Source organism: Nostoc sp. MS1 (genome assembly GCF_019976755.1).
Taxonomy (GTDB): domain Bacteria; phylum Cyanobacteriota; class Cyanobacteriia; order Cyanobacteriales; family Nostocaceae; genus Trichormus.
Genome location: NZ_AP023441.1, coordinates 6,153,503 through 6,172,489 on the forward strand (window position 1 = coordinate 6,153,503; position 18,987 = coordinate 6,172,489).

An 18,987-nucleotide genomic window follows, 5' to 3' on the forward strand; every position below is an offset into this window, starting at 1 on the left:
GTAGGGTGGGCAATGTCCCAACCCTACTATATTTAATTACGAATTATGAATTGCAGTCTGGGATTTAGCCTCTAAGCTTTCCAGGCGGCTTTTGAGTTCTTGGTTTTGTTGTTTGAGTTGGTCAATTTCCTCCCGTAATTGCTGTAAGGCTTTATCTGCACCGATGTTTTTCTGTACATGAGTTAGTTGTTCCTCTGCGAAACGACGCACACGTCCATCGGTTGTTTGATCAGCAAGCGATCGCAATACGCCTATTGCTTTTGGTGTCTCCATGTGTCCCAAGGAGGCGACAACTGCCATTAGGGTTAGAAAGAAGCTTTCTTTGGCCAGTTCGGCTAATCGTTCAATAATTCGTTCTAAGTTGATCAGATTTTGACCAACGCTAATCTTACCTAATGCGCGAATTGCAGATAAGCGTAATGGTTGCGGTACACCAAGTTTGGTATATTCAAGTATCAAATCTAACGCCGCTTCTGAGGTTTTGAGTGCAGCTAAACCGTTAATTGCCCCACTGCGAACAATTTCGTTCCAACCTGCTCGTTCTTCTAAAACCGATTGCAGGAGCTTAATTGCTTTTTCTTCTTTAGATTTGTCATCGAAATTAATGGCAGCGATCGCACCTAAAGCCTCACAAGCAGACGCTTCTACGTAGTAACTAGCATCACCATCTTTAACTACACTTTTGACAGCTTTATAACTAGCACGAGTTTTAATATGCGCTAATGCTTGCACAACCGCCCGGCGCACATAAGGATTTTTATCAGTTAAACCCTCAACTAATCCGTCAAAAGCTTGGTCTAGCTTAATTTCTGCCAATTGTTTGGCAACTTCCACCCGCACACCCCAGAATGGTTCATTTTTCAGGGATGCGGCTAAAGCTTTAGTTGCTTCTAATCCACCTTTTTTAGCCAAGGCTGTTGCTGCATATATGCGTGAAATTGGATCAGGGTCAGATGTTAACTGCGCTTTTAACTCTGGGATAGGATATTCCAAAGACACAGTTTTTAGCCAATTATTCCCTACATCAAAGCTGATGAAGTCAGGCTTCTGGGTTAATGGGAAGTAAAAACTCTGTTCCCTTTCATGCACCCGCACTGTAAAAATTTGCCCTGTTGCAGATTCTCCTGTCTGTATATAACCGAAACCGATGGGGATTCTCAGGTCGAATATATCTTTCTGCTTATCTGCGCTTACTTGGGTTTGGGTAACTGTCACCTTAGCTAACTTAGCTTCCCCATCCCAAGAGTAAGCCACTTTAAAATCAGGATGACCACCACGATAAACGTATTGGTCGAACAGGAAAGCCAGATTTCGTCCAGTCGCCTTTTCAATCGCCCGGAGTAAATCTATAGTTTCTACAGTTTTATGCGCATTATCTTGGACAAAAGTCTGCATTGCTTGCCAAAACAATTCCTCTCCCAATTCCGCCCGAATCATGTGATAAACACAAGACCCTTTTTCGTATGTGTGGCGATCGGAAAGTTCAATTGGTTGGCGGTAAACGTGAGTTACCATCGGACGGCGATAGCGACCGCTATCTTCACTTATGTAACTACGCGCTTCCTGTAAACGGTAATAGGCTGCTTCTTGGGCACTGTATTCGTGTTCAGTCCACATCACCTCAGAATAGGAAGCCATGCCTTCCTTCACCCAAGCGTGCGACCAATGTTTAATGACGAGTAAATCTCCGAACCATTGATGTGCTAGTTCGTGAACTACCAAACTTTCGGTATTGCGGTTATCTAAAGCGGCGCGTTCATCTAGTAAACATCTGTCTGTTAACAAGGTGGTGGAAGTATTTTCCATCCCCCCAAAGATAAAGTCACTAACGCAAACTTGGGCGTATTTGGGGAAAGCATAGGGATAACCATACTTTTCGCTCAAAAACTCAATCATTCTGGGAGTTTTGCCCATGCTGCGTTTACCATCTGCCTCGCGTCCCTTTTCTACATAATAGGTGACTGGTTTGCCGCGCCATTCATCCCGAATTTCCGCAAAGTCGGCTACAGCCAGAGTCATCAAGTAGGTGGAGTGGACTTGTTGTTGTGACCAGTGGTAGATTTTATCCTTACCATCTTCTTGGGTGTCAATGAGTTCGCCGTTGGAAATTGCCACCAGGGGTTTAGGAACACGCACCCGAATTTCTGAAGTAGAAAGTTGTCCGGGATAGTCGAAGCAGGGGAACCAATAGCGCGAGTCTTCATCTTCGCCTTGAGTCCAGACTTGCACTGTTTTCTTGGGGTAATGTGAGTCTGGTTGAATAAAGTAGATACCGCGTTGGGGTTTTTCTACAGAATAGGCGATCGCAATTAAGATCCGCTTGCCAATTTGCGTAGGTTCAGATAATTGAATCACTAGCTGTTCGCCATCGTAGTCAAAGTTCTGCTTTACCTCGTCTACAAACACAGACTGGATGTGCAAATTCACCGCATCCAAAATTAAGCGATCTATGCCGTTGCGGATGGGTAACAAACGGATGCTACAAGTACCGTCGTAACTTTGATTGGGGATATCTAAATGCAAATCGAGAAAAATATGCTCTACCTGTCCAGGGCGATCGGGGTTATAGTGGGGTCTGGCTCCTGGTAATTCAAATGACTTGTGTCCGTTATTATCTTGGTCAAAGGAATAAGAGTGTGGCATTGATGCTAACTGCCCTTTTTATTTTGAAATTTTCACTGAGTATATTTTCCAAAAATAGCGCTATTTTTTCTATTTCCCAAATCCTATAAGTCAATAGTCATTTGTCTAAGACTATCTATAATGTGATTTGTATAATACTATTTACCCGCCTAAGTGCATTTACATATGCGGCTTATAGATTTAACTTACCGTTTTTTCTAAACTAGCTCATGTAAGTAACTATATTGATAACGTTCACTTATTAGTATTTTCACCAGCTATAGCCATAGTTACACAGGTTAGAACATTCGCAAAGTGTGAATGCAAGGAATAGTAAGATTTTACCTACTGCCTCCTGCTAGAAATTAATTTTTCATACTAAAGCATGTATAATTTGATTATTACAATTGATAATTACTTGCCCAATTTTAGTTTTTTCTAAAATTTATACCAAAGCTGTGGTAGCTAATTATTCTTTTAATTCAAAAAAGATATTCCTGCCCTCGGCAATCTCTGGATGATTAAGATAATTATCATTTGCAACTTTATACATTACGGTTAGTATAGTTTAGTGCTTAGAGCAATTTTCCAGACTATACAGTATAGTCAAAAAAATTTGCTTCAGCGAGGAAACACTAGCAATTATCAGCTAGTGTGTTTTTTAGCAGAAGTAAAAACATTGATTGAGTGATATGACTAACGAAGTTCCCACAATTAATTATTATAAAAATAGATGCAGATTTAATATTTCGCATACTAACTTATTAATAAGTCTTTGTGCTACTTTGCCGATAATATCGACATTACCTGTATCAGCATTGCAGTTACAGGTAAATCCTACTAATCCCCGACTAGGGGATACAGTTTCTGTATTTATTAATCTCGATAATCCTGATAGTCCTAATAAACCAACAATATCTGTCGGCGAGAAAACTTACCCAGCTTTTGAGGTAGCGCCTAATAGATATCGGGCATTGATACCCACAACTCCCCTAGAAAAGCCAGGCACTAGAAAAATTAGAGTTACTGGTGATGGTCAAGTCAAAGAGTTATCTGTACCAGTAGCTAACCGTAAGTTTCCGGTACAGCGAATTACTTTACCACCAGGGAAGTCTGCTGATGGGGCAACTGAATACGAACTTAATCGTGTTGCCGCATTTAAAGCGTTACAAACACCCGAAAAGTACTGGAAGGGGGCGTTCCTTAACCCCAATAATGGACGACTCAGCACAGGTTATGGTGTACGTCGCTACTACAACGGCAAGTTTGCCAAAGACTACTACCATCGTGGGATCGACTACGCAGGTGCGGACGGATCTCGTGTAGTTGCTCCAGCAGCTGGCAAGGTAGCTTTAGTAGGTAGAGTATCCCAAGGATTTCGGGTTCATGGTAACGTCGTAGGCATTGACCACGGTCAAGGAGTTGTCAGTATTTTCATGCACTTGAGCCGAATTAATGTTAAAGAAGGTGATTTTGTCAAAGCAGGGCAATTAATCGGCGCAGTCGGTTCCACAGGGGCTGCTACTGGGCCTCACTTACACTGGGGTCTGTATGTGAATGGTCAATCTGTTGATCCAATTCCTTGGAAAACAAAAACTTTCCCATAATATACGTATGATTGATGGCTGCTAGTGTTGACTTTGTATATTTTTTGTCGATAATGAGTTAGGAAAAATAAGTTGTAATTGGTTCGGTACTTACCTTGCTTGGGTGGCTTAAATAAAAGATGAGCGTTATGAGTATTGAAAAAATTGTAGAACAAGCTCTCCAGGATGGTTATTTGACACCAGCAATGGAAGCAGAAGTCGGACGCATCTGTGATAATGCCTCAGAACTCTCCATAGAAGAGTACATGGCGTTAGATCGTTTGATGGGAGCGTTATTAACTGGTGAGGTAGTGGCAGTTCCTCGCAAACAGTTTATTAACGTTATGGAAGAATTAGTGTTAACTGAAGCGATCGCCAGAGTAGCAGAAATCGAAGCTACTAGCGAGAGTTCTATCGATGTTGGGGATATTGCAGCCTACGCCCTCAATCGTCTACCCCCCTTATACGCCACTACAGAAGAGGGTGCTAGCTACCAACGCATCCACGCTAAGGCTGAACTTCAAGAATTAATTTCACAGCAGGTAAGCGAGGCAATTAACCTTAACCTGAACCAACCAAACGACAACAGAACCCCTGTGTCAACAAAAACAACTGGCAACGAAATCTTACGCCAGGTTAGTAGTTTACTACAAGTCTACGCTCCCAGCTTTGAACAGAAATCTTAAATTAGTCATTAGTCATTAGTCATTAGTCAACAGTCATTAGTCATTAGTCAACAGTCAAGCTTTTGGACTATGGACTATGGACTATGGACTATGAACTATGGACTATGGACTAATTTTGAACTACCACGGGTGTACCTACTTCTACTTGGTCATATAACATACGGACATCAGAATTACGCATTCTTAGGCAACCGTGAGAAATAGCTGTGCCTAAAAGGTGGGTATCTGGTGTGCCGTGAAATCCTATTTTATTGCGTCCATCTGACCAAAAACCAATCCATCTTTCTCCCAATGGACTATCAGGGCCTGGTGGAAATACTTTACCCGTAATGGGGTGTTTCCAAATTGGATCATGTTCCATGTGGGCGACTGTAAAAGTTCCTGTAGGGGTTTCCCAGCCCTTTTTACCTATAGCAATTGGGTAACTAGCAATCACTATATCTCCACCATAAACATAAGCGCGGCGATCGCTCAAATCCACCACTACTTCCTTCTTCGCATTCTCTACAAGCTTATTGGAGGTTTTTTGGTGGGCTGAAGGCTGAGACAACCGTGACTGACTAGAAGGTGTTAATAGTTCCGGTTTTTTGGGTATGTTAGTCGTTAAAGATACATTTTGATTAACAGTATCCGACTTATCATTAGGCTCAATAGCCGAAGACTGTGGTTGGGATGATTGAGATGGAGTAGAGTCACCAGGAGGTACAGGCGCACCAAAAGCGGTTTCGCCAATTCCCCCCCTGTAAACGCCACCGGGACGGTTTACGGTTGTCAAGACTGGTTTTTTAGACTGCTCCTGCGCTGTAGTAATGCGCCAATGCACAGCTAACGACAAGATAGCTGTGCCGAAGCCAAGAAACATTACCATACGCCCTACAGATTCATTTCTTACCATTGCCATCGCCTATTGTTAATCCCTGACATATCCGACCGATTAATTGAACATTTTTATTTTTTAATTATCAAGAATTTATAAATTCTTATCTGTTTACACATAACTATGTTTGAGCTAATGGGCAGACTAAAGATATATATCCATTACAGTTAGACAATTTCTCAAACAGAAGTTTGTTTAACTGGAGTGTAAAACTAAGAACTTTTAACATCAAACTTACTTGTAACACTTGCCAAGTGAGGAACTTAATCATAAACGGTGTGGGTAGGAGAAATACTATGTTAGAAAAACTATGTCTAGCAATCACAATTACGTTTGCCCTCAACTTATTTTTCCAAGTACATGTCCCTGAACAAACCAGTTCTAAGGCTAGTTATCAACAACACATAGACACATCAACAACAATTTTAGTAAAAAGACCGGATAAATGACATTTTCTGGTGTCTGTAAACCAAGAAATCCCTGAGAATATACTTTTGGTTGATGTTTACTGGCAAAGTTTTCAATAAACAATCTGGAACTTTTAGAGGGAAAATAACCTTTATACTTCCAGGTTGTGTAATTCAATGTTTCATATAAATTATTAGTTAGTATTACTAGTAAAAATAGTTTTAAGCGGGCTTAGTTTCTGTCTGCCAAATAACTAAGTTTTTCATTTTAATAAAACCTACCTTGTTTTGTCATGGTTTTGCAATATAGTAATGGTGATAATAAATGAAAAGAATATTTTCATAATTATTTCTGTTATTAACTTATATTTGTTGTGTTTTTGTCCGAGCATTTGTCAAAACTTAAGGATTAAGTCTTGGACTAATGACTAAAAATTTTTCTCTGCGAAAATAATGCTAAAGTCAATTTAGTAAATATTACCCAGAAATTTTATAAAAATTACTTACCTCTACTTTTATCTACATACAAAAAATTAGGCAGTTAACATAGACTGGAAGTTATCCACTTGACAACTATTCATCAATAAGAACTGGGATTTTAATAGATTAATTTCTATGTATTCCTAAAAGCCTCCTCTAGAGTAACTTAACCTGTAGAGAACAAGAAGTAGTTTTGACTCCTAGATAGTGCATTAAAGTAATGCACGCATTGCATCCTTTGTCAAGTATAAGTGGTCAGTTAGTGTGGGTTCCACAGCCATCTGTAATATAGCCTGGGGTTGACAGGTACACAAAAGAATCCACAAAGAGCGAGATCGACGTTGTGGAGCCGAACAAATGCACCTAATCCTAGACAAGTTGGTGTTACACTCCTAAATCCGTCACCTGATTCTGGAACAAGGGACAAATAAGCATGTCTAATAGATAGGGATGAATTACAGCCAGTACGATCTATGAGTCAATCGATTACTGTATCCTGGTCAACGGTTGATGCGAGGTGTCCAGAAGCATCGGTGCAAGTTGACAAACTCTCTAACCACGATTTAATCTTGCGCTGTCAAGCAGGGCTGCGTCCAGATCGTGCTGCGTTTGCTGAACTTTTGCGTCGTTATCAAACCCAGGTTGACAGAGTTTTGTACCACCTAGCCCCAGACTGGGCAGATAGAGCCGACTTGGCTCAAGAAGTGTGGATTCGTGTGTATCGCAATATTAACCGATTACAAGAACCTGCTAAGTTTAGGGGCTGGTTAAGCCGCATTGCCACCAATTTGTTTTATGACGAGTTGCGTAAACGTAAGCGCGTTGTCGCTCCCTTGTCGTTAGATGCCCCTCGTTCTGTAGATGATGGTGAAATGGATTGGGAAATTGCTGGAGATACACCAGGACCGGAGGAAGAACTGACAACTAGAGAGTTTTACGAACAATTGCGGGAAGCGATCGCTGATTTACCTGAAGTTTTTCGGACTACAATTGTGTTGCGGGAAATCGAAGGCATGGCATACGAAGAAATTGCGGAAATCACAGGGGTATCCTTGGGAACAGTAAAATCAAGAATCGCCAGAGCTAGATCCAGATTGCAAACTCAATTGCAAAATTATCTTGATGCCTAATTTACAATATCTTTGAACTGCCTTATGGCAGAATTTAACTATTGATTAAGAATTGTGAGGGAACTGTATTATGCCCCCGCCATCTATAAAAGAGAGGAATATCTCACGGTTGCCCTCATTGTGAGCGTGAACGAATTAGTAAAAATGTTAGTATGACTACTGATTCTGATTTTAATAACCGTTGTCGGCGGCAATTTTCGAGAGATTTACTAAACAAGATGGCTAGGCATACCAATGAAGCAACGGGTGCTATGGATATGGTGAAGCGCGATCGCTTTGAATTATTGAGTGCATACCTCGACGGCGAGGTGACAGCAGCAGAACGTAAGCAAGTGGAAGACTGGTTAGCTAATGATGTTGCAGTGCAGTGCCTCTATTCGAGGCTGTTAAAGCTCAGGCAAGGTATCCGTACCATGCCCATACCCACAACCCAACAAGCCCCAGAAGTTACGGCCGAGCAAGTAATCGCCAAAGTTAACCGTCGTTCTCGCTTAAAGTGGGTATTTGGTGGCGCAGTAGCCGCCTGTGTGATTGGAGCAGTTTCTAGCTGGCTACCAAGACAGGAAGCACTAACACCACAACTAGCTCAAAATCGGCAAGAACAAACTTCTCAAACTGTTGCCCAGTCCAGCGTCCAACTCAAGGTAGCTTTGAATGAGCCAGTGATTGAAATTCCGAAGGCGGCTGTAGCTTCCCCTGAAAAGGAAAACAATCAAAGGCGATCGCAACTCCGGGAAGTTCCCCCTAATATTAACTAAGCTCTAATTCGTGGTCATCATTATAAACACTTAAACGAATTACCACTCCACCAACCATCAGGTAGATAAATACCTCCTAACTGTTTCACTGTTTTTGGCTGCATTAAGTAAACCCAAGCCAAACCGAGAGAAGAACCCAGGAGGTTAAATATTTTAACATTCTGGCGATTGTAAAGATTCTCTGACATTGCTCTCTCAGGTTGATAATCTTCCAGTCCGTCCAAAGTCGCCAAAACTCCCAAATCAGCAAAACTAAGTAAATATCCATGAACGATGTCCTTCCCCATCGTCATGGCTGGATATCCCATTGGCAAAGCAAATAACCGCCCTAATGTAGTTGCCCTCTGGGCTTCCACAACTTTACCAGCACAGTATCTAAGATAATTCCGTTCATCTGGCTTGAGTGTGCCGTAAACAAAAACATTCATTAGTTCAGTTGTCAGTTGTTATTAGTCAATAGTCAACAGTCAACAGTAATTAGTTATTCTCCTCTGCTCCCCCAACTCCCTCCACTCCCACCCTGCGGGTTCCCGTAGCGTCTGTCTCCGACACGCTACGCGAACGTTAGAGAAGCAAGCTACATCTCCCTCATCATCCTCTACCGCCCGCTTCCCACAATTCATCTATTGCCAGTTTTCAAACCTTTGCCTACCATCATCTACAATATGGAGGCAGACAAGATTACAGACGAGTAGGAGAATATTCGGTGGACTCCCGATACACACCCGCAGCAATTGAGGCAAAATGGCAGAAAACATGGGCAGAACTTGGCTTAGATAAGACCCCTACACAGAGCAATAAACCAAAATTCTACGCTCTATCCATGTTCCCCTACCCATCGGGCAGCCTGCACATGGGTCACGTCCGTAACTACACAATTACAGATGTGATAGCCCGCCTCAAACGTATGCAGGGTTATCGGGTGCTGCACCCAATGGGATGGGATGCTTTTGGTTTACCAGCAGAAAACGCCGCCATTGACCGTGGTGTGCCGCCTGCTAAATGGACTTATCAAAATATTGCCCAAATGCGGCAACAATTGCAACGTCTTGGTTTATCCATCGACTGGGATAGCGAAGTTGCCACCTGTTCCCCAGATTATTACAAATGGACGCAATGGATTTTCTTACAGTTTTTGCAAGCCGGGTTGGCTTATCAAAAAGAAGCGGCTGTAAACTGGGATCCTATTGACCAAACTGTATTAGCCAATGAGCAAGTTGACAGTGAAGGGCGTTCTTGGCGCAGTGGGGCGATAGTTGAGCGTAAATTGTTGCGGCAGTGGTTTTTGAAGATTACTGACTACGCCGAAGAATTATTAAACGACCTGGATAAATTAACAGGTTGGCCAGAACGAGTCAAATTGATGCAGGCGAACTGGATAGGGAAATCTTCAGGAGCATATTTGGAATTTCCTATCGTTGGTAGCACAGAAAAAATTGGTGTATACACCACTCGTCCTGATACAGTTTTCGGTGTCAGCTATGTAGTTTTAGCACCAGAACACCCGCTCACCAAGCAAGTCACTACCAAAGCACAACAAGCGGCAGTAGATACGTTTATTCAAGAGGTAAAAAATCAAAGCGAGTTAGAACGTACTGCCGAAGATAAACCCAAACGCGGCATACCCACTGGTGGGAAGGCAATTAACCCATTCACAGGGGAAGAAGTACCTATTTGGATTGCCGACTATGTACTGTATGAGTATGGTACTGGGGCGGTGATGGGTGTACCTGCCCATGATATAAGGGATTTCAAATTTGCTCAAAGATACGATTTACCCATTGATTTTGTCATTGCTGCCCCTGATGATGTGGCAGGTTTTAACTTAAGCTCAACATCACAGACTGAAGAAGTTACCCAAGTTGTGCAAATTGAATATAACGAAGCGTATACAGAACCAGGAATTTTAATTAATTCTGGGGCTTTTACTGGCATGAGTTCCACAGATGCCAAACAAGCCATAGTTAAATACGCCCAAGAAAAGGGTTTTGGTAAAGAACGCATTCAATACCGCTTGCGCGACTGGTTGATTTCTCGCCAACGTTATTGGGGCGCACCAATTCCTGTAATTCATTGCCCCAACTGTGGCATTGTACCAGTACCAGATAAGGATTTGCCTGTCACTTTACCCGAAGAAGTGGAGTTTACTGGACGCGGTGGTTCACCATTGGCACAGTTAGAAAGCTGGGTGAATGTACCTTGTCCTAGCTGTGGCACTCCCGCCAAACGGGAAACAGACACGATGGATACATTTATCGATTCTTCGTGGTATTTCTTACGGTTTACTGACGCTAAGAACGAAGGACAGGTATTTGAGTCAGCCAAAACTAATGACTGGATGCCAGTAGACCAATATGTAGGCGGTATTGAACACGCAATTTTACACTTATTGTATTCTCGCTTCTTTACCAAAGTATTGCGCGATCGCGGTTTGTTGAACTTCGACGAACCCTTTGAGCGTTTATTAACTCAAGGCATGGTACAGGGTTTAACTTACCTCAACCCGAACAAGGGCGGCAAAGATAAATGGATACCTTCCCATCTGGTTAACCCTAATGACCCCCGTGACCCCCAAACAGGGGAACCATTGCAACGCCTTTACGCCACCATGTCCAAATCTAAAGGTAACGGTGTCGCGCCGGAAGAGGTTATTGGTAAATATGGTATAGATACAGCGCGGATGTTCATCTTATTTAAAGCGCCACCAGAAAAAGATTTGGAGTGGGATGAAGCCGATGTGGAGGGGCAATTCCGCTTCTTAAATCGGGTTTGGCGTTTGGTGACAGATTATGTTGCATCGGGGGTCAACCCTCAGACTAAATCAGGTGAATTGAGCAAGTCACAAAAAGATTTACGCCGAGCAATTCACACTGCGATTAAGTCGGTAACAGAAGATGTCCAAGATGAGTATCAATTTAATACTGCTGTTTCTGAGTTGATGAAGTTGAGTAATGCCCTGACTGATGCTAGTGGTAAAGATTCAGCAGTGTATGCTGAAGGTATCCACACACTAGTATTGTTACTCGCTCCCTTTGCGCCACACATCGCTGATGAATTGTGGCATTTGTTGGGGAATAGCGACTCAGTGCATACGCAAACTTGGCCTGCTTTTGACACGGCTGCTTTAGTTGCTGACGAAATCACTTTGGTAATTCAGGTGAACGGCAAAAAGCGTGCTGATCTCCAAGTTCCAGCACAAGCAGATAAAGCTGAGTTGGAAAAATACGCCCGTGAGTCTGAGGTTGTGCAACGTCATCTTGAGGGTAAGGAAATCAAAAAGGTGATTGTCGTACCTGGAAAGTTGGTTAATTTCGTAGTTGGTTAATTCCCTTGTTCTACGGACACTTTGCTCAAGTAGGGAAACCCGCCCACGCAAGTGTCCTCCTCTGTGTCTCTGTGGTTAAAAACACAAAGGCACGGAGGATTATAGCGATATTACAGTTTCAGTAGACTGATCTATTGCATGACGAGGGCGCAGATGTAAAGTAACTTCTGTATCGAGTCGCTTCAAGAAAATGAGAAGTTTGCCTTCGCTGAAGCGTTGAAATTCGCCTTTCATCAAGTGCGATACTTCTGGTTGAGGAATGCTTAGAAGTTCGCTGATTTCACGCTGTTTTAGGTTACGTTGTTTTAGGAGGCGTAGGACTTGAATACCAATCTTACCCCGTGTAAAAAGTTCATCCGCATCTGATAAACCCATGTCGGCGAATACGTTACCACTGCTTTGTTCAAAAACGGGTTCTTGTGTCATTGTTCTTTCTCTCTTGCTACTGCGTCTTTATAGCGTTGTTTAATCAGATCAATATCAGCTTGTGGGGTTTTAATACCCTGCTTTGATTTCTTCTGAAAAGCATGAAGTACATAGATTTTCTCTCCAATCTTTACCGCATAAACTGCCCTGTAAGTATCGGTATCGAAGCGTTTGACAATTTCATACACGCCGCTTCCAATGCCTTTAAGTGGCTTGGCATCCATAGGTGTTTCACCTGCTTGCACTAATTGCAATGCGTAGCCAACTGATACACGCACCTCTTCAGGAAATGAACGGATCTTTTTAAGCGAGTCACCCATCCAAAATAGAGGTCGTAAAGGAAACTCTATAATTTCCTCATCATTGTCCATTTTATATGAAATTTCCTATAAATTTAGTGAAACAATACCATAAAATGTCCACCGCAGTTGCTCACCAATCGCCTGCTTTACCTCTGTGTATTCAGTGATAACAGTTTAAGTTAAGTTGGAATCATTATTAATACTTTTATTTTGCAAGCTGCTGAGGTTGCGGCTAGCGACATCAGCGCTAATTCCCCATAGGATTAATCCTAAGTAGTCAGAGAAGGGTTTCGCGCCAAAGGTGAGTCCGTTATCTACATATAGTGAACCGATACCAACTAAGGATAAGCCAACTAGTAGGGTGAGGGATAAAAAGGGACGGATGAGCCAAAATGTAGCACCGATGCGGATATCGTCAGATACGCCTGAGAGAAATATGAGGTAATCTTGACAGCGAGTTTGCCATTTTGGCTGGTTGAATGGTATGTCTTTTGGAGCGATCGCATCGGCGCGAATTAAGTAATCATGTACTGCATGAGCTAATTCCAGAGGTAAGAAAGTTTCATCCTGCAAGAAATGTTTATCTGCTTGCCACTTTTGGTTGATGCTGGCTAAACCTTTCATCACATCCTGCATACATCTTTGGGCAATAGCATCATTTTTTTGTGCTAAAAAGTTACGAGTTTTAATAATATTTTTTTGTACATCTTCAGCCATTTTATCTAAGGTGTCTAATCCTTGCATTTCTAATAATTGAGTTTCTATTTGTCGCAGCTTATTTAATGCTTCTAACCGGGTTTCAATTGCATCTACTTCTGCTAAAGCTCTATCTATCTTTTCCCATCTAATTAGTTGTTCTACCCAATCAACCATGTTGTTGAGTATTGTTTGGTCTTCGGGATATTCTACTTCTTCTCTGATTCTGGCTTTGAGGCGATAAACTGCTTTAATTACTCTGGTGATATCATTACCAGACTCCTGCATATATTTAAATAATCGACCTAAAACCACACCAAATATTAATACCGTCAAGGGCAAAATTGGCCCAGAGCGCATTTTTAAATCTACGGGGATAGCTAGTCTTTGAGTTTGTCCTGCAAGGGTAAAGTAGATAGCGCCTGTATAACGGTCTGGAGGAATGAGGGAACGATGTAGGGTTAATGGTAGAGTGACTATGCGATCGCTTGCTAAATTCACTGGACTTTGTGGTAAACTCAGGGCTGTCTCTGTCAACTGATACCCTGTTTGTTCACCTTTGATAATAACTTTGGCATCAACGATAGTTACAGGTGCTTGGCTAGAATTATCAAATTGCAATTGCCACTGATTTAAAAATGCACTCGCAGGTAATAACCCTCTCGCAGTTAAGCAATCAAAAAAGCCCAAAATTCCATCGCAATTGACTAGGCGCAGTTGAATTTGTTCTGTACCACCCAAGGGAATAAGAGTAGGTTTAGCTTTAGCAATTACTTGAATGGGAATAGTTTGTACTTGCTGCTGACCCTGATTTGGCAGTAATACTTGAATTGTCCCTTCATAAGTTCCAGGTAAGCGGATATCGCTTACCCTCAATTGAAAATCTTGAGGAATACCTTCAGAAAGTTGTGGCTGACCGACGATAGTTATTTGGTTACGATTAATTATTTCCCCGCCTTCCTTCCGCCGCAAATCTGAAGGTAGAAAGACAAATCTCTCAATATTTTCTCCCTGTGCAGTTAATCGTAAGTTACCAATTAATGCGCTTTCTTCACCCAACCAACCACTGATACGTATAGATTTATCATGAGAATCTATTAGTATATTGGGCGCAGCTTTTGTCGGGACGGCGTGTGTAATAACTATCACCGACAGCAACAGAGATATTATGCGATATTTCATGAGTAATTCTCTAGACTCAGAGCAAATTGATATCAATAGGAATTACGCATGAAATTCGGAAAATCGGGAGGGAGCAGGGGAGAAAAAACAACTGTTAACTGTCAACCATATCTAATCGTACAACCAAGTGTTAGAAGCAAAATCATCCTTGGTTTCAATTGTTGGCAATGGTTGTGTTGGTCGATTGTCAGGAAGTCGAGTTGATTTTCTATAAGGTACTGGTTTGTAGCTTTGTTTTTCTTTTTGCAGTTTTTCTTGTTGTAGCTTTTCTAGTTGTAGTTTCTCTTGTTCTAGTTTTTCTAGTTGCTCTTTTTCTTGTGCTATGACTAATGCTTTATGTTCCTCTATCAGTTGAGAGTTGGCTTGTGCAAGTTGTAGCGCAGTTTTTTTGGTTTCTTCTAACTCTTTTGTGAGCTTTTTGACTGAGGCTTTTTGTTCAGATAAAGCTGATTGTAATTCTTCTATTTTTTGCTGAAAGGATTTTTCTTTTTGTTGAAAGGATTTTTCCTGTTGTTCTGATTTTTTTAAACTTGTTTGTAATTCTTTAATGGTGGCTTCTAAATCTGCCTTAGTGGGAACACCACGTTTAGCACCATTGGCTTCAGTCTGTTGAGATTCTTCTGGGGTTTCAGCAGTTTCTTCCGCCACTGGTTGAGCGGTGACTTCAATTGCTGCTTCATCAGCAGAGGGGGTAAATTTTTGGGCTTCCTCTTGAATTAAGTCGGAAAGGTTCTGTTTTCTAGGCATTATTTTCTCCAATCACGCTGTAGTTCTTCGGCCACGCGGTGGTAATCTGATTCCGCTTCTCTAGCATTTTTGCCTCGCCATTGGTCAATAGCTACACCATCCAAGGCGGCTCTTTCATGGGCTTTGTAAATCCTGATAAAAGCCTTACAAACGGGTATTCCTAGCCTTTGGAGAGTATTTTGTGCTTCTATTGCTTCATTTATACTCCGAGTATCGACCTTTGTGAGTAAAACCCGATGGGCAACTCCAGCCGGAACTACAGCCGCTTTGACTGTCTCAATTAATACAGCCAAATCCATTGCGGATGGTGGTGTAGGTAAAACTAGATAATCTGCGATCGCTACTACTGTGGCTAGTGCTTCCGAGTGTAGCGCAGGTGGCGTATCTACTACTACTAAATCGTATTCTTTGATAGTTTGTAACCTACCTAAAAGCTGAGGATTGGTTTCTTGGGATAGATCAAACCCCATCCCATTTTGACTTCTGCCAAACCACCAACTGGCAGAACCCTGTACATCTGTATCAACAAGAATCACTTTTTTCTTCTTCGCAAACTGAGCAGCTAAATTTATGGAGGTAGTCGTTTTACCGACACCCCCCTTACCGTTGAGAATAGTGATGATTTTTGGCACTTGTTATCATCCGACCCTGCCATACTTGAATATACCGCTTTGTGTGACTGTCGTTGCATTTGAGTTGAAAATAGGACTGGGGAGGTGGGGGAGATGAGGAAGAGGGGGGAGATGAGGGAGATGAACAAAAGGTTAAAGGTGAAACGAGAAAGCTAACAATAAACTCCCTTTCCCTTTCTTTGGACTATGGACTGTTGACTAATGACTAATGACTAATGACTAATGACTAATGACTAATGACTAATGACTAATGACTAATGACCACCCACAGTTTGAGAAAAAATCGTAAGAATAGAAGTCTGTAGACTTAAACTTTTATTTTTATGACAGCTACTTACAACCTACCCCAAGGCCCTAGAATCCCGCGTTTGCTGCGGTTATTTAAGTTTATTACCCAGCCACTAGAGTATGTAGAAGATTTTGCTAAAGTCTACGGTGATAACTTTACTATCTGGAGTAGCAGAGAATCGCATTTTGTGTACTTCAGTCATCCCCAAGCACTGGAGCAGATTTTTAGTAATGTTAATTGTTTTGACACTGGGGGAGCAGGTGGGCCGCTTTTAGAACTTTTGCTAGGTAAGAGTTCTTTAATTTTACTGGAAGGCGATCGCCATCAGCGTCAACGTCAACTCTTAACCCCTCCTTTCCACGGTGAAAGAATGCGGGCTTATGGTCAAGCTATCCGTGAAATTACGGGGCAAGTAACTCAACAATGGCAAATAGGCAAGCCCTTCAATATCCGCGCTTCTATGCAGGAAATTACCATGCGGGTGATTTTGCGAGTAGTGTTTGGTGTAGATGAAGGGCCAATGTTTGAGGAACTGCGGCAACTACTAACTACTTTGTTAGATTTTATGGGTTCGCCTTTGATGTCCAGCACGTTATTTTTTGGTTTTACACAAAAAGATTACGGCGCATGGAGTCCTTGGGGGCGGATGGTGCGCCTCATCGAGAAAATTGACGAATTGATATACGCTTTAATTGATCAGCGTCGGGCTGATGTTGCGGAAAACCGTCAAGATATTCTCAGTTTATTGATTTCGGCACGTTATGAAGATGGACAGCCGATGTCAGATTTAGAGTTGCGTGATGAATTAATGACAATGTTGGTTGCAGGACATGAAACTACTGCTTCTGCTTTAACTTGGGCATTTTATTGGATTGATAGTCTACCAGAAGTGCGGGAAAAGTTATCCCAAGAATTAGATACTATTGATGAAAATTCAGAACCCAGCAGTATTGCTAAACTACCTTACTTAACAGCAGTTTGCCAGGAAACTCTCCGCTTTTATCCCATTGTGCTGAATGCTTTCTTTAGGCGAACCAACAACCCTGTAGAAATTATGGGTTATCAATTGCCGAAAGGAACATTGGTTGTTCCGAGTATTTATTTAGCCCACCATCGAGAAGAAGTTTATCCCCAATCTAAACAATTTAGACCAGAACGCTTTTTAGAAAGACAATTTTCTCCTTACGAATACCTACCCTTTGGCGGCGGAAATCGGCGTTGTATCGGTCTAGCATTTGCCCAATATGAAATGAAAATTGTCTTAGCAACAATCTTGTCACAGTTTCGAGTATCCAGACTCAGTAAGCGTCCAGTTCGTCCAGTCCGTCGCGGTTTAACCTTGGCTGCGCCGGGCGGAATGAGAATGGTGACGAATAAATTGGGGAGTGGGGAGCAGGGAGTGGGGAGTGGGGGGAGATGAGGGAGTAGAGGAGAAAAAACAACTGTCAACTGTCTCCTCACAATTTTTCCCGTAGCCAAGCTACTGCTGCATCAACGTTTGCAACTTGTTCTGCGTCTGGTACTGGTGGACGTTTTACCATGACAACTTGTATGCCTAATTTTCGTGCGGCGATAATTTTGGCATAGGTGGCGTTACCACCGCTATTTTTGCTGACGATGGTGTCGATATGATTTTGAATGAGGAGTTCTTTTTCTTGTGTGAGGGTGAAGGGGCCGCGATCGCACAATATCATCCCAGGCGGCACTAAGGCATCAGCCGCCGGGGGGTCAATCATTCGCATGAGAAACCAGATGTCTTGTAGATGGGCGAAGGCGGCGAGTTCTTGTCTACCAACGGTTAAAAATACTCTTTTGGCTTGGTTTTCTACAACATCGGCGGCGGCGCTGGTACTATCAACTTCAATCCAGCGATCGCCTGCTACTTTTTCCCAAGGCGGACGAATTAACATTAAATGTGGTATGCCGACTTCATGCGCCGCCGTAGCTGCATTCAATGAAATTTGTGATGCAAAGGGATGAGTAGCATCAATTAATACATCAATTTGCATCTGATGAAGATATTCAGCTAGTCCAGCCGCACCGCCAAAACCCCCGACTCGGAAGTTACCTGATGGAAGGATGGGTTCACGGGTGCGACCGGCTAGAGATGCGATCGCCTCAATACCTGAAATATTTGCTACTTTGGCGCTGAGTTCGGCTGCATCTCCAGTTCCACCCAGAATTAAAAGGCGCATCGGAAAAATTCAAAATTCAAAAATTAAGCATACACCTACAGCCTAATTATTGATAGGTAAGGTTGGAATCCGAGCTAGAATACCCTTTTTTAAAGGTTCAGGGCGTTCTGACCAAGGTAGTAAACCATCTGCTTTATCGTAGTATTTGCTGGCACATTCCAACACGGCAGAGATATTATCATCTAAAGCTAAATCACCGAAAAGATAGGTTAATTTGCCTTTACCACTAAAAGCAACAACACAAGAACGGTTGCAAGCACTCATACATTCAACTTCTTGGATGGGAAATTTATCTCGTAATTCCCAATCTTGCGCTAATTGCTGGAGTTGGTTTAAAAGCTTTTGACCACCGCTTTCACCTACACGCTTACCATCTTGCCAAACACTCGCGCATGTTTTGCAAACAAATAAGGTGTGTTCAGCCACACCCAAGGAGTTATCAATAGTCATCCGTACCTCGCAGATGTTGAGAATAATAGACAAAATTCGGCGGGCATTCTGGCTGGGAAAGTCAACACCATTACTTTCCTTCACAGTTGCGGGACAGCGCCGGATTTTCACCGCGAGCCTACGACGCACCGCAGGCGTACTTTCCCCGTTACCTCTGGTGACTGCTCCCCACCAGAACCGAACATTCACTCAATCGT

General features: G+C 42.4%; 16 protein-coding genes and 1 riboswitch. Of the genes, 6 read left to right on the forward strand and 10 right to left on the reverse strand.

Annotated elements, in window-relative coordinates; genetic code table 11:
- Positions 1-36: 36 nt before the first annotated feature.
- Positions 37-2,643, reverse strand: coding sequence for a M1 family metallopeptidase (locus NSMS1_RS26535; RefSeq protein ID WP_224087633.1), 2,607 nt, complete (start codon positions 2,641-2,643; stop codon positions 37-39).
- Positions 2,644-3,314: 671 nt separating this feature from the next.
- Here NSMS1_RS26535 and NSMS1_RS26540 point away from each other — a divergent pair.
- Together NSMS1_RS26540 and NSMS1_RS26545 are read left to right on the forward strand one after the other, a co-directional pair.
- On the forward strand, positions 3,315-4,229 hold the full coding sequence (locus tag NSMS1_RS26540) for a M23 family metallopeptidase (protein ID WP_224087634.1): 915 nt from the start codon (positions 3,315-3,317) through the stop codon (positions 4,227-4,229).
- Between the two features lie 128 nt (positions 4,230-4,357).
- Positions 4,358-4,894: a late competence development ComFB family protein gene (locus NSMS1_RS26545; protein WP_224087635.1), complete on the forward strand. Its 537-nt coding sequence runs from the start codon at positions 4,358-4,360 to the stop codon at positions 4,892-4,894.
- 109 nt (positions 4,895-5,003) lie between these two features.
- Here the strand turns inward: NSMS1_RS26545 and NSMS1_RS26550 are convergent, their stop codons facing one another.
- Positions 5,004-5,795: a L,D-transpeptidase gene (locus tag NSMS1_RS26550; protein ID WP_224087636.1), complete on the reverse strand. Its 792-nt coding sequence runs from the start codon at positions 5,793-5,795 to the stop codon at positions 5,004-5,006.
- Positions 5,796-7,131: 1,336 nt separating this feature from the next.
- Here NSMS1_RS26550 and NSMS1_RS26560 point away from each other — a divergent pair.
- On the forward strand, positions 7,132-7,788 hold the full coding sequence (locus NSMS1_RS26560) for a sigma-70 family RNA polymerase sigma factor (protein WP_224087638.1): 657 nt from the start codon (positions 7,132-7,134) through the stop codon (positions 7,786-7,788).
- Positions 7,789-7,940: 152 nt separating this feature from the next.
- A complete protein-coding gene (locus NSMS1_RS26565; protein ID WP_224087639.1) occupies positions 7,941-8,546 on the forward strand; it encodes an anti-sigma factor family protein in 606 nt (201 codons plus the stop codon).
- A gap of 20 nt (positions 8,547-8,566) precedes the next feature.
- Here the strand turns inward: NSMS1_RS26565 and NSMS1_RS26570 are convergent, their stop codons facing one another.
- Entirely contained in the window at positions 8,567-8,974 is a 408-nt protein-coding gene (locus tag NSMS1_RS26570; RefSeq protein ID WP_224087640.1) for a gamma-glutamylcyclotransferase, read from the reverse strand.
- Positions 8,975-9,252: 278 nt separating this feature from the next.
- On the opposite strand from NSMS1_RS26570, the gene leuS reads away from it, so the two are divergent.
- Positions 9,253-11,871, forward strand: coding sequence for a leucine--tRNA ligase (gene leuS, locus NSMS1_RS26575; protein WP_224087641.1), 2,619 nt, complete (start codon positions 9,253-9,255; stop codon positions 11,869-11,871).
- Positions 11,872-11,970: 99 nt separating this feature from the next.
- Here the strand turns inward: leuS and NSMS1_RS26580 are convergent, their stop codons facing one another.
- From NSMS1_RS26580 to NSMS1_RS26600, 5 genes are all read right to left on the reverse strand, one after another.
- Positions 11,971-12,297 (reverse strand): helix-turn-helix domain-containing protein, encoded by a 327-nt coding sequence (locus NSMS1_RS26580; RefSeq protein WP_224087642.1) that lies wholly within the window; start codon positions 12,295-12,297, stop codon positions 11,971-11,973.
- The gene (locus tag NSMS1_RS26585; protein WP_224087643.1) at positions 12,294-12,668 is read right to left on the reverse strand and encodes a type II toxin-antitoxin system RelE/ParE family toxin; all 375 of its coding nucleotides are present in this window, start codon (positions 12,666-12,668) and stop codon (positions 12,294-12,296) included. The genes NSMS1_RS26580 and NSMS1_RS26585 overlap by 4 nt, the downstream gene beginning before the upstream one ends.
- A gap of 105 nt (positions 12,669-12,773) precedes the next feature.
- Positions 12,774-14,477 (reverse strand): hypothetical protein, encoded by a 1,704-nt coding sequence (locus NSMS1_RS26590; protein ID WP_224087644.1) that lies wholly within the window; start codon positions 14,475-14,477, stop codon positions 12,774-12,776.
- 111 nt (positions 14,478-14,588) lie between these two features.
- The gene (locus NSMS1_RS26595; RefSeq protein WP_224087645.1) at positions 14,589-15,224 is read right to left on the reverse strand and encodes a hypothetical protein; all 636 of its coding nucleotides are present in this window, start codon (positions 15,222-15,224) and stop codon (positions 14,589-14,591) included.
- Entirely contained in the window at positions 15,224-15,856 is a 633-nt protein-coding gene (locus NSMS1_RS26600; RefSeq protein WP_224087646.1) for a ParA family protein, read from the reverse strand. The genes NSMS1_RS26595 and NSMS1_RS26600 overlap by 1 nt, the downstream gene beginning before the upstream one ends.
- Before the next feature lie 323 nt (positions 15,857-16,179).
- On the opposite strand from NSMS1_RS26600, the gene NSMS1_RS26605 reads away from it, so the two are divergent.
- Positions 16,180-17,565, forward strand: a complete 1,386-nt coding sequence (locus NSMS1_RS26605) for a cytochrome P450 (RefSeq protein WP_224087647.1) — start codon at positions 16,180-16,182, stop codon at positions 17,563-17,565.
- A gap of 37 nt (positions 17,566-17,602) precedes the next feature.
- On the opposite strand, the gene NSMS1_RS26610 is transcribed toward NSMS1_RS26605, so the two are convergent.
- Together NSMS1_RS26610 and NSMS1_RS26615 are read right to left on the reverse strand one after the other, a co-directional pair.
- On the reverse strand, positions 17,603-18,340 hold the full coding sequence (locus NSMS1_RS26610) for a cobalt-precorrin-6A reductase (RefSeq protein ID WP_224087648.1): 738 nt from the start codon (positions 18,338-18,340) through the stop codon (positions 17,603-17,605).
- Between the two features lie 42 nt (positions 18,341-18,382).
- Positions 18,383-18,790, reverse strand: a complete 408-nt coding sequence (locus NSMS1_RS26615; protein ID WP_224087649.1) for a DUF1636 family protein — start codon at positions 18,788-18,790, stop codon at positions 18,383-18,385.
- 20 nt (positions 18,791-18,810) lie between these two features.
- Positions 18,811-18,987, reverse strand: a riboswitch (cobalamin riboswitch).

Coding starts and splice junctions, on each gene's coding strand:
- NSMS1_RS26570 (WP_224087640.1), bottom strand. CDS start 8,974: ATGAATGTTTTTGTTTACGGCACACTCAAGCCAGATGAACGGAATTAT.
- NSMS1_RS26535 (WP_224087633.1), bottom strand. CDS start 2,643: ATGCCACACTCTTATTCCTTTGACCAAGATAATAACGGACACAAGTCA.
- NSMS1_RS26540 (WP_224087634.1), top strand. CDS start 3,315: ATGACTAACGAAGTTCCCACAATTAATTATTATAAAAATAGATGCAGA.
- NSMS1_RS26585 (WP_224087643.1), bottom strand. CDS start 12,668: ATGGACAATGATGAGGAAATTATAGAGTTTCCTTTACGACCTCTATTT.
- NSMS1_RS26590 (WP_224087644.1), bottom strand. CDS start 14,477: ATGAAATATCGCATAATATCTCTGTTGCTGTCGGTGATAGTTATTACA.
- NSMS1_RS26605 (WP_224087647.1), top strand. CDS start 16,180: ATGACAGCTACTTACAACCTACCCCAAGGCCCTAGAATCCCGCGTTTG.
- NSMS1_RS26550 (WP_224087636.1), bottom strand. CDS start 5,795: ATGGCAATGGTAAGAAATGAATCTGTAGGGCGTATGGTAATGTTTCTT.
- NSMS1_RS26580 (WP_224087642.1), bottom strand. CDS start 12,297: ATGACACAAGAACCCGTTTTTGAACAAAGCAGTGGTAACGTATTCGCC.
- NSMS1_RS26560 (WP_224087638.1), top strand. CDS start 7,132: ATGAGTCAATCGATTACTGTATCCTGGTCAACGGTTGATGCGAGGTGT.
- NSMS1_RS26545 (WP_224087635.1), top strand. CDS start 4,358: ATGAGTATTGAAAAAATTGTAGAACAAGCTCTCCAGGATGGTTATTTG.
- NSMS1_RS26565 (WP_224087639.1), top strand. CDS start 7,941: ATGACTACTGATTCTGATTTTAATAACCGTTGTCGGCGGCAATTTTCG.
- NSMS1_RS26610 (WP_224087648.1), bottom strand. CDS start 18,340: ATGCGCCTTTTAATTCTGGGTGGAACTGGAGATGCAGCCGAACTCAGC.
- NSMS1_RS26595 (WP_224087645.1), bottom strand. CDS start 15,224: ATGCCTAGAAAACAGAACCTTTCCGACTTAATTCAAGAGGAAGCCCAA.
- NSMS1_RS26615 (WP_224087649.1), bottom strand. CDS start 18,790: ATGACTATTGATAACTCCTTGGGTGTGGCTGAACACACCTTATTTGTT.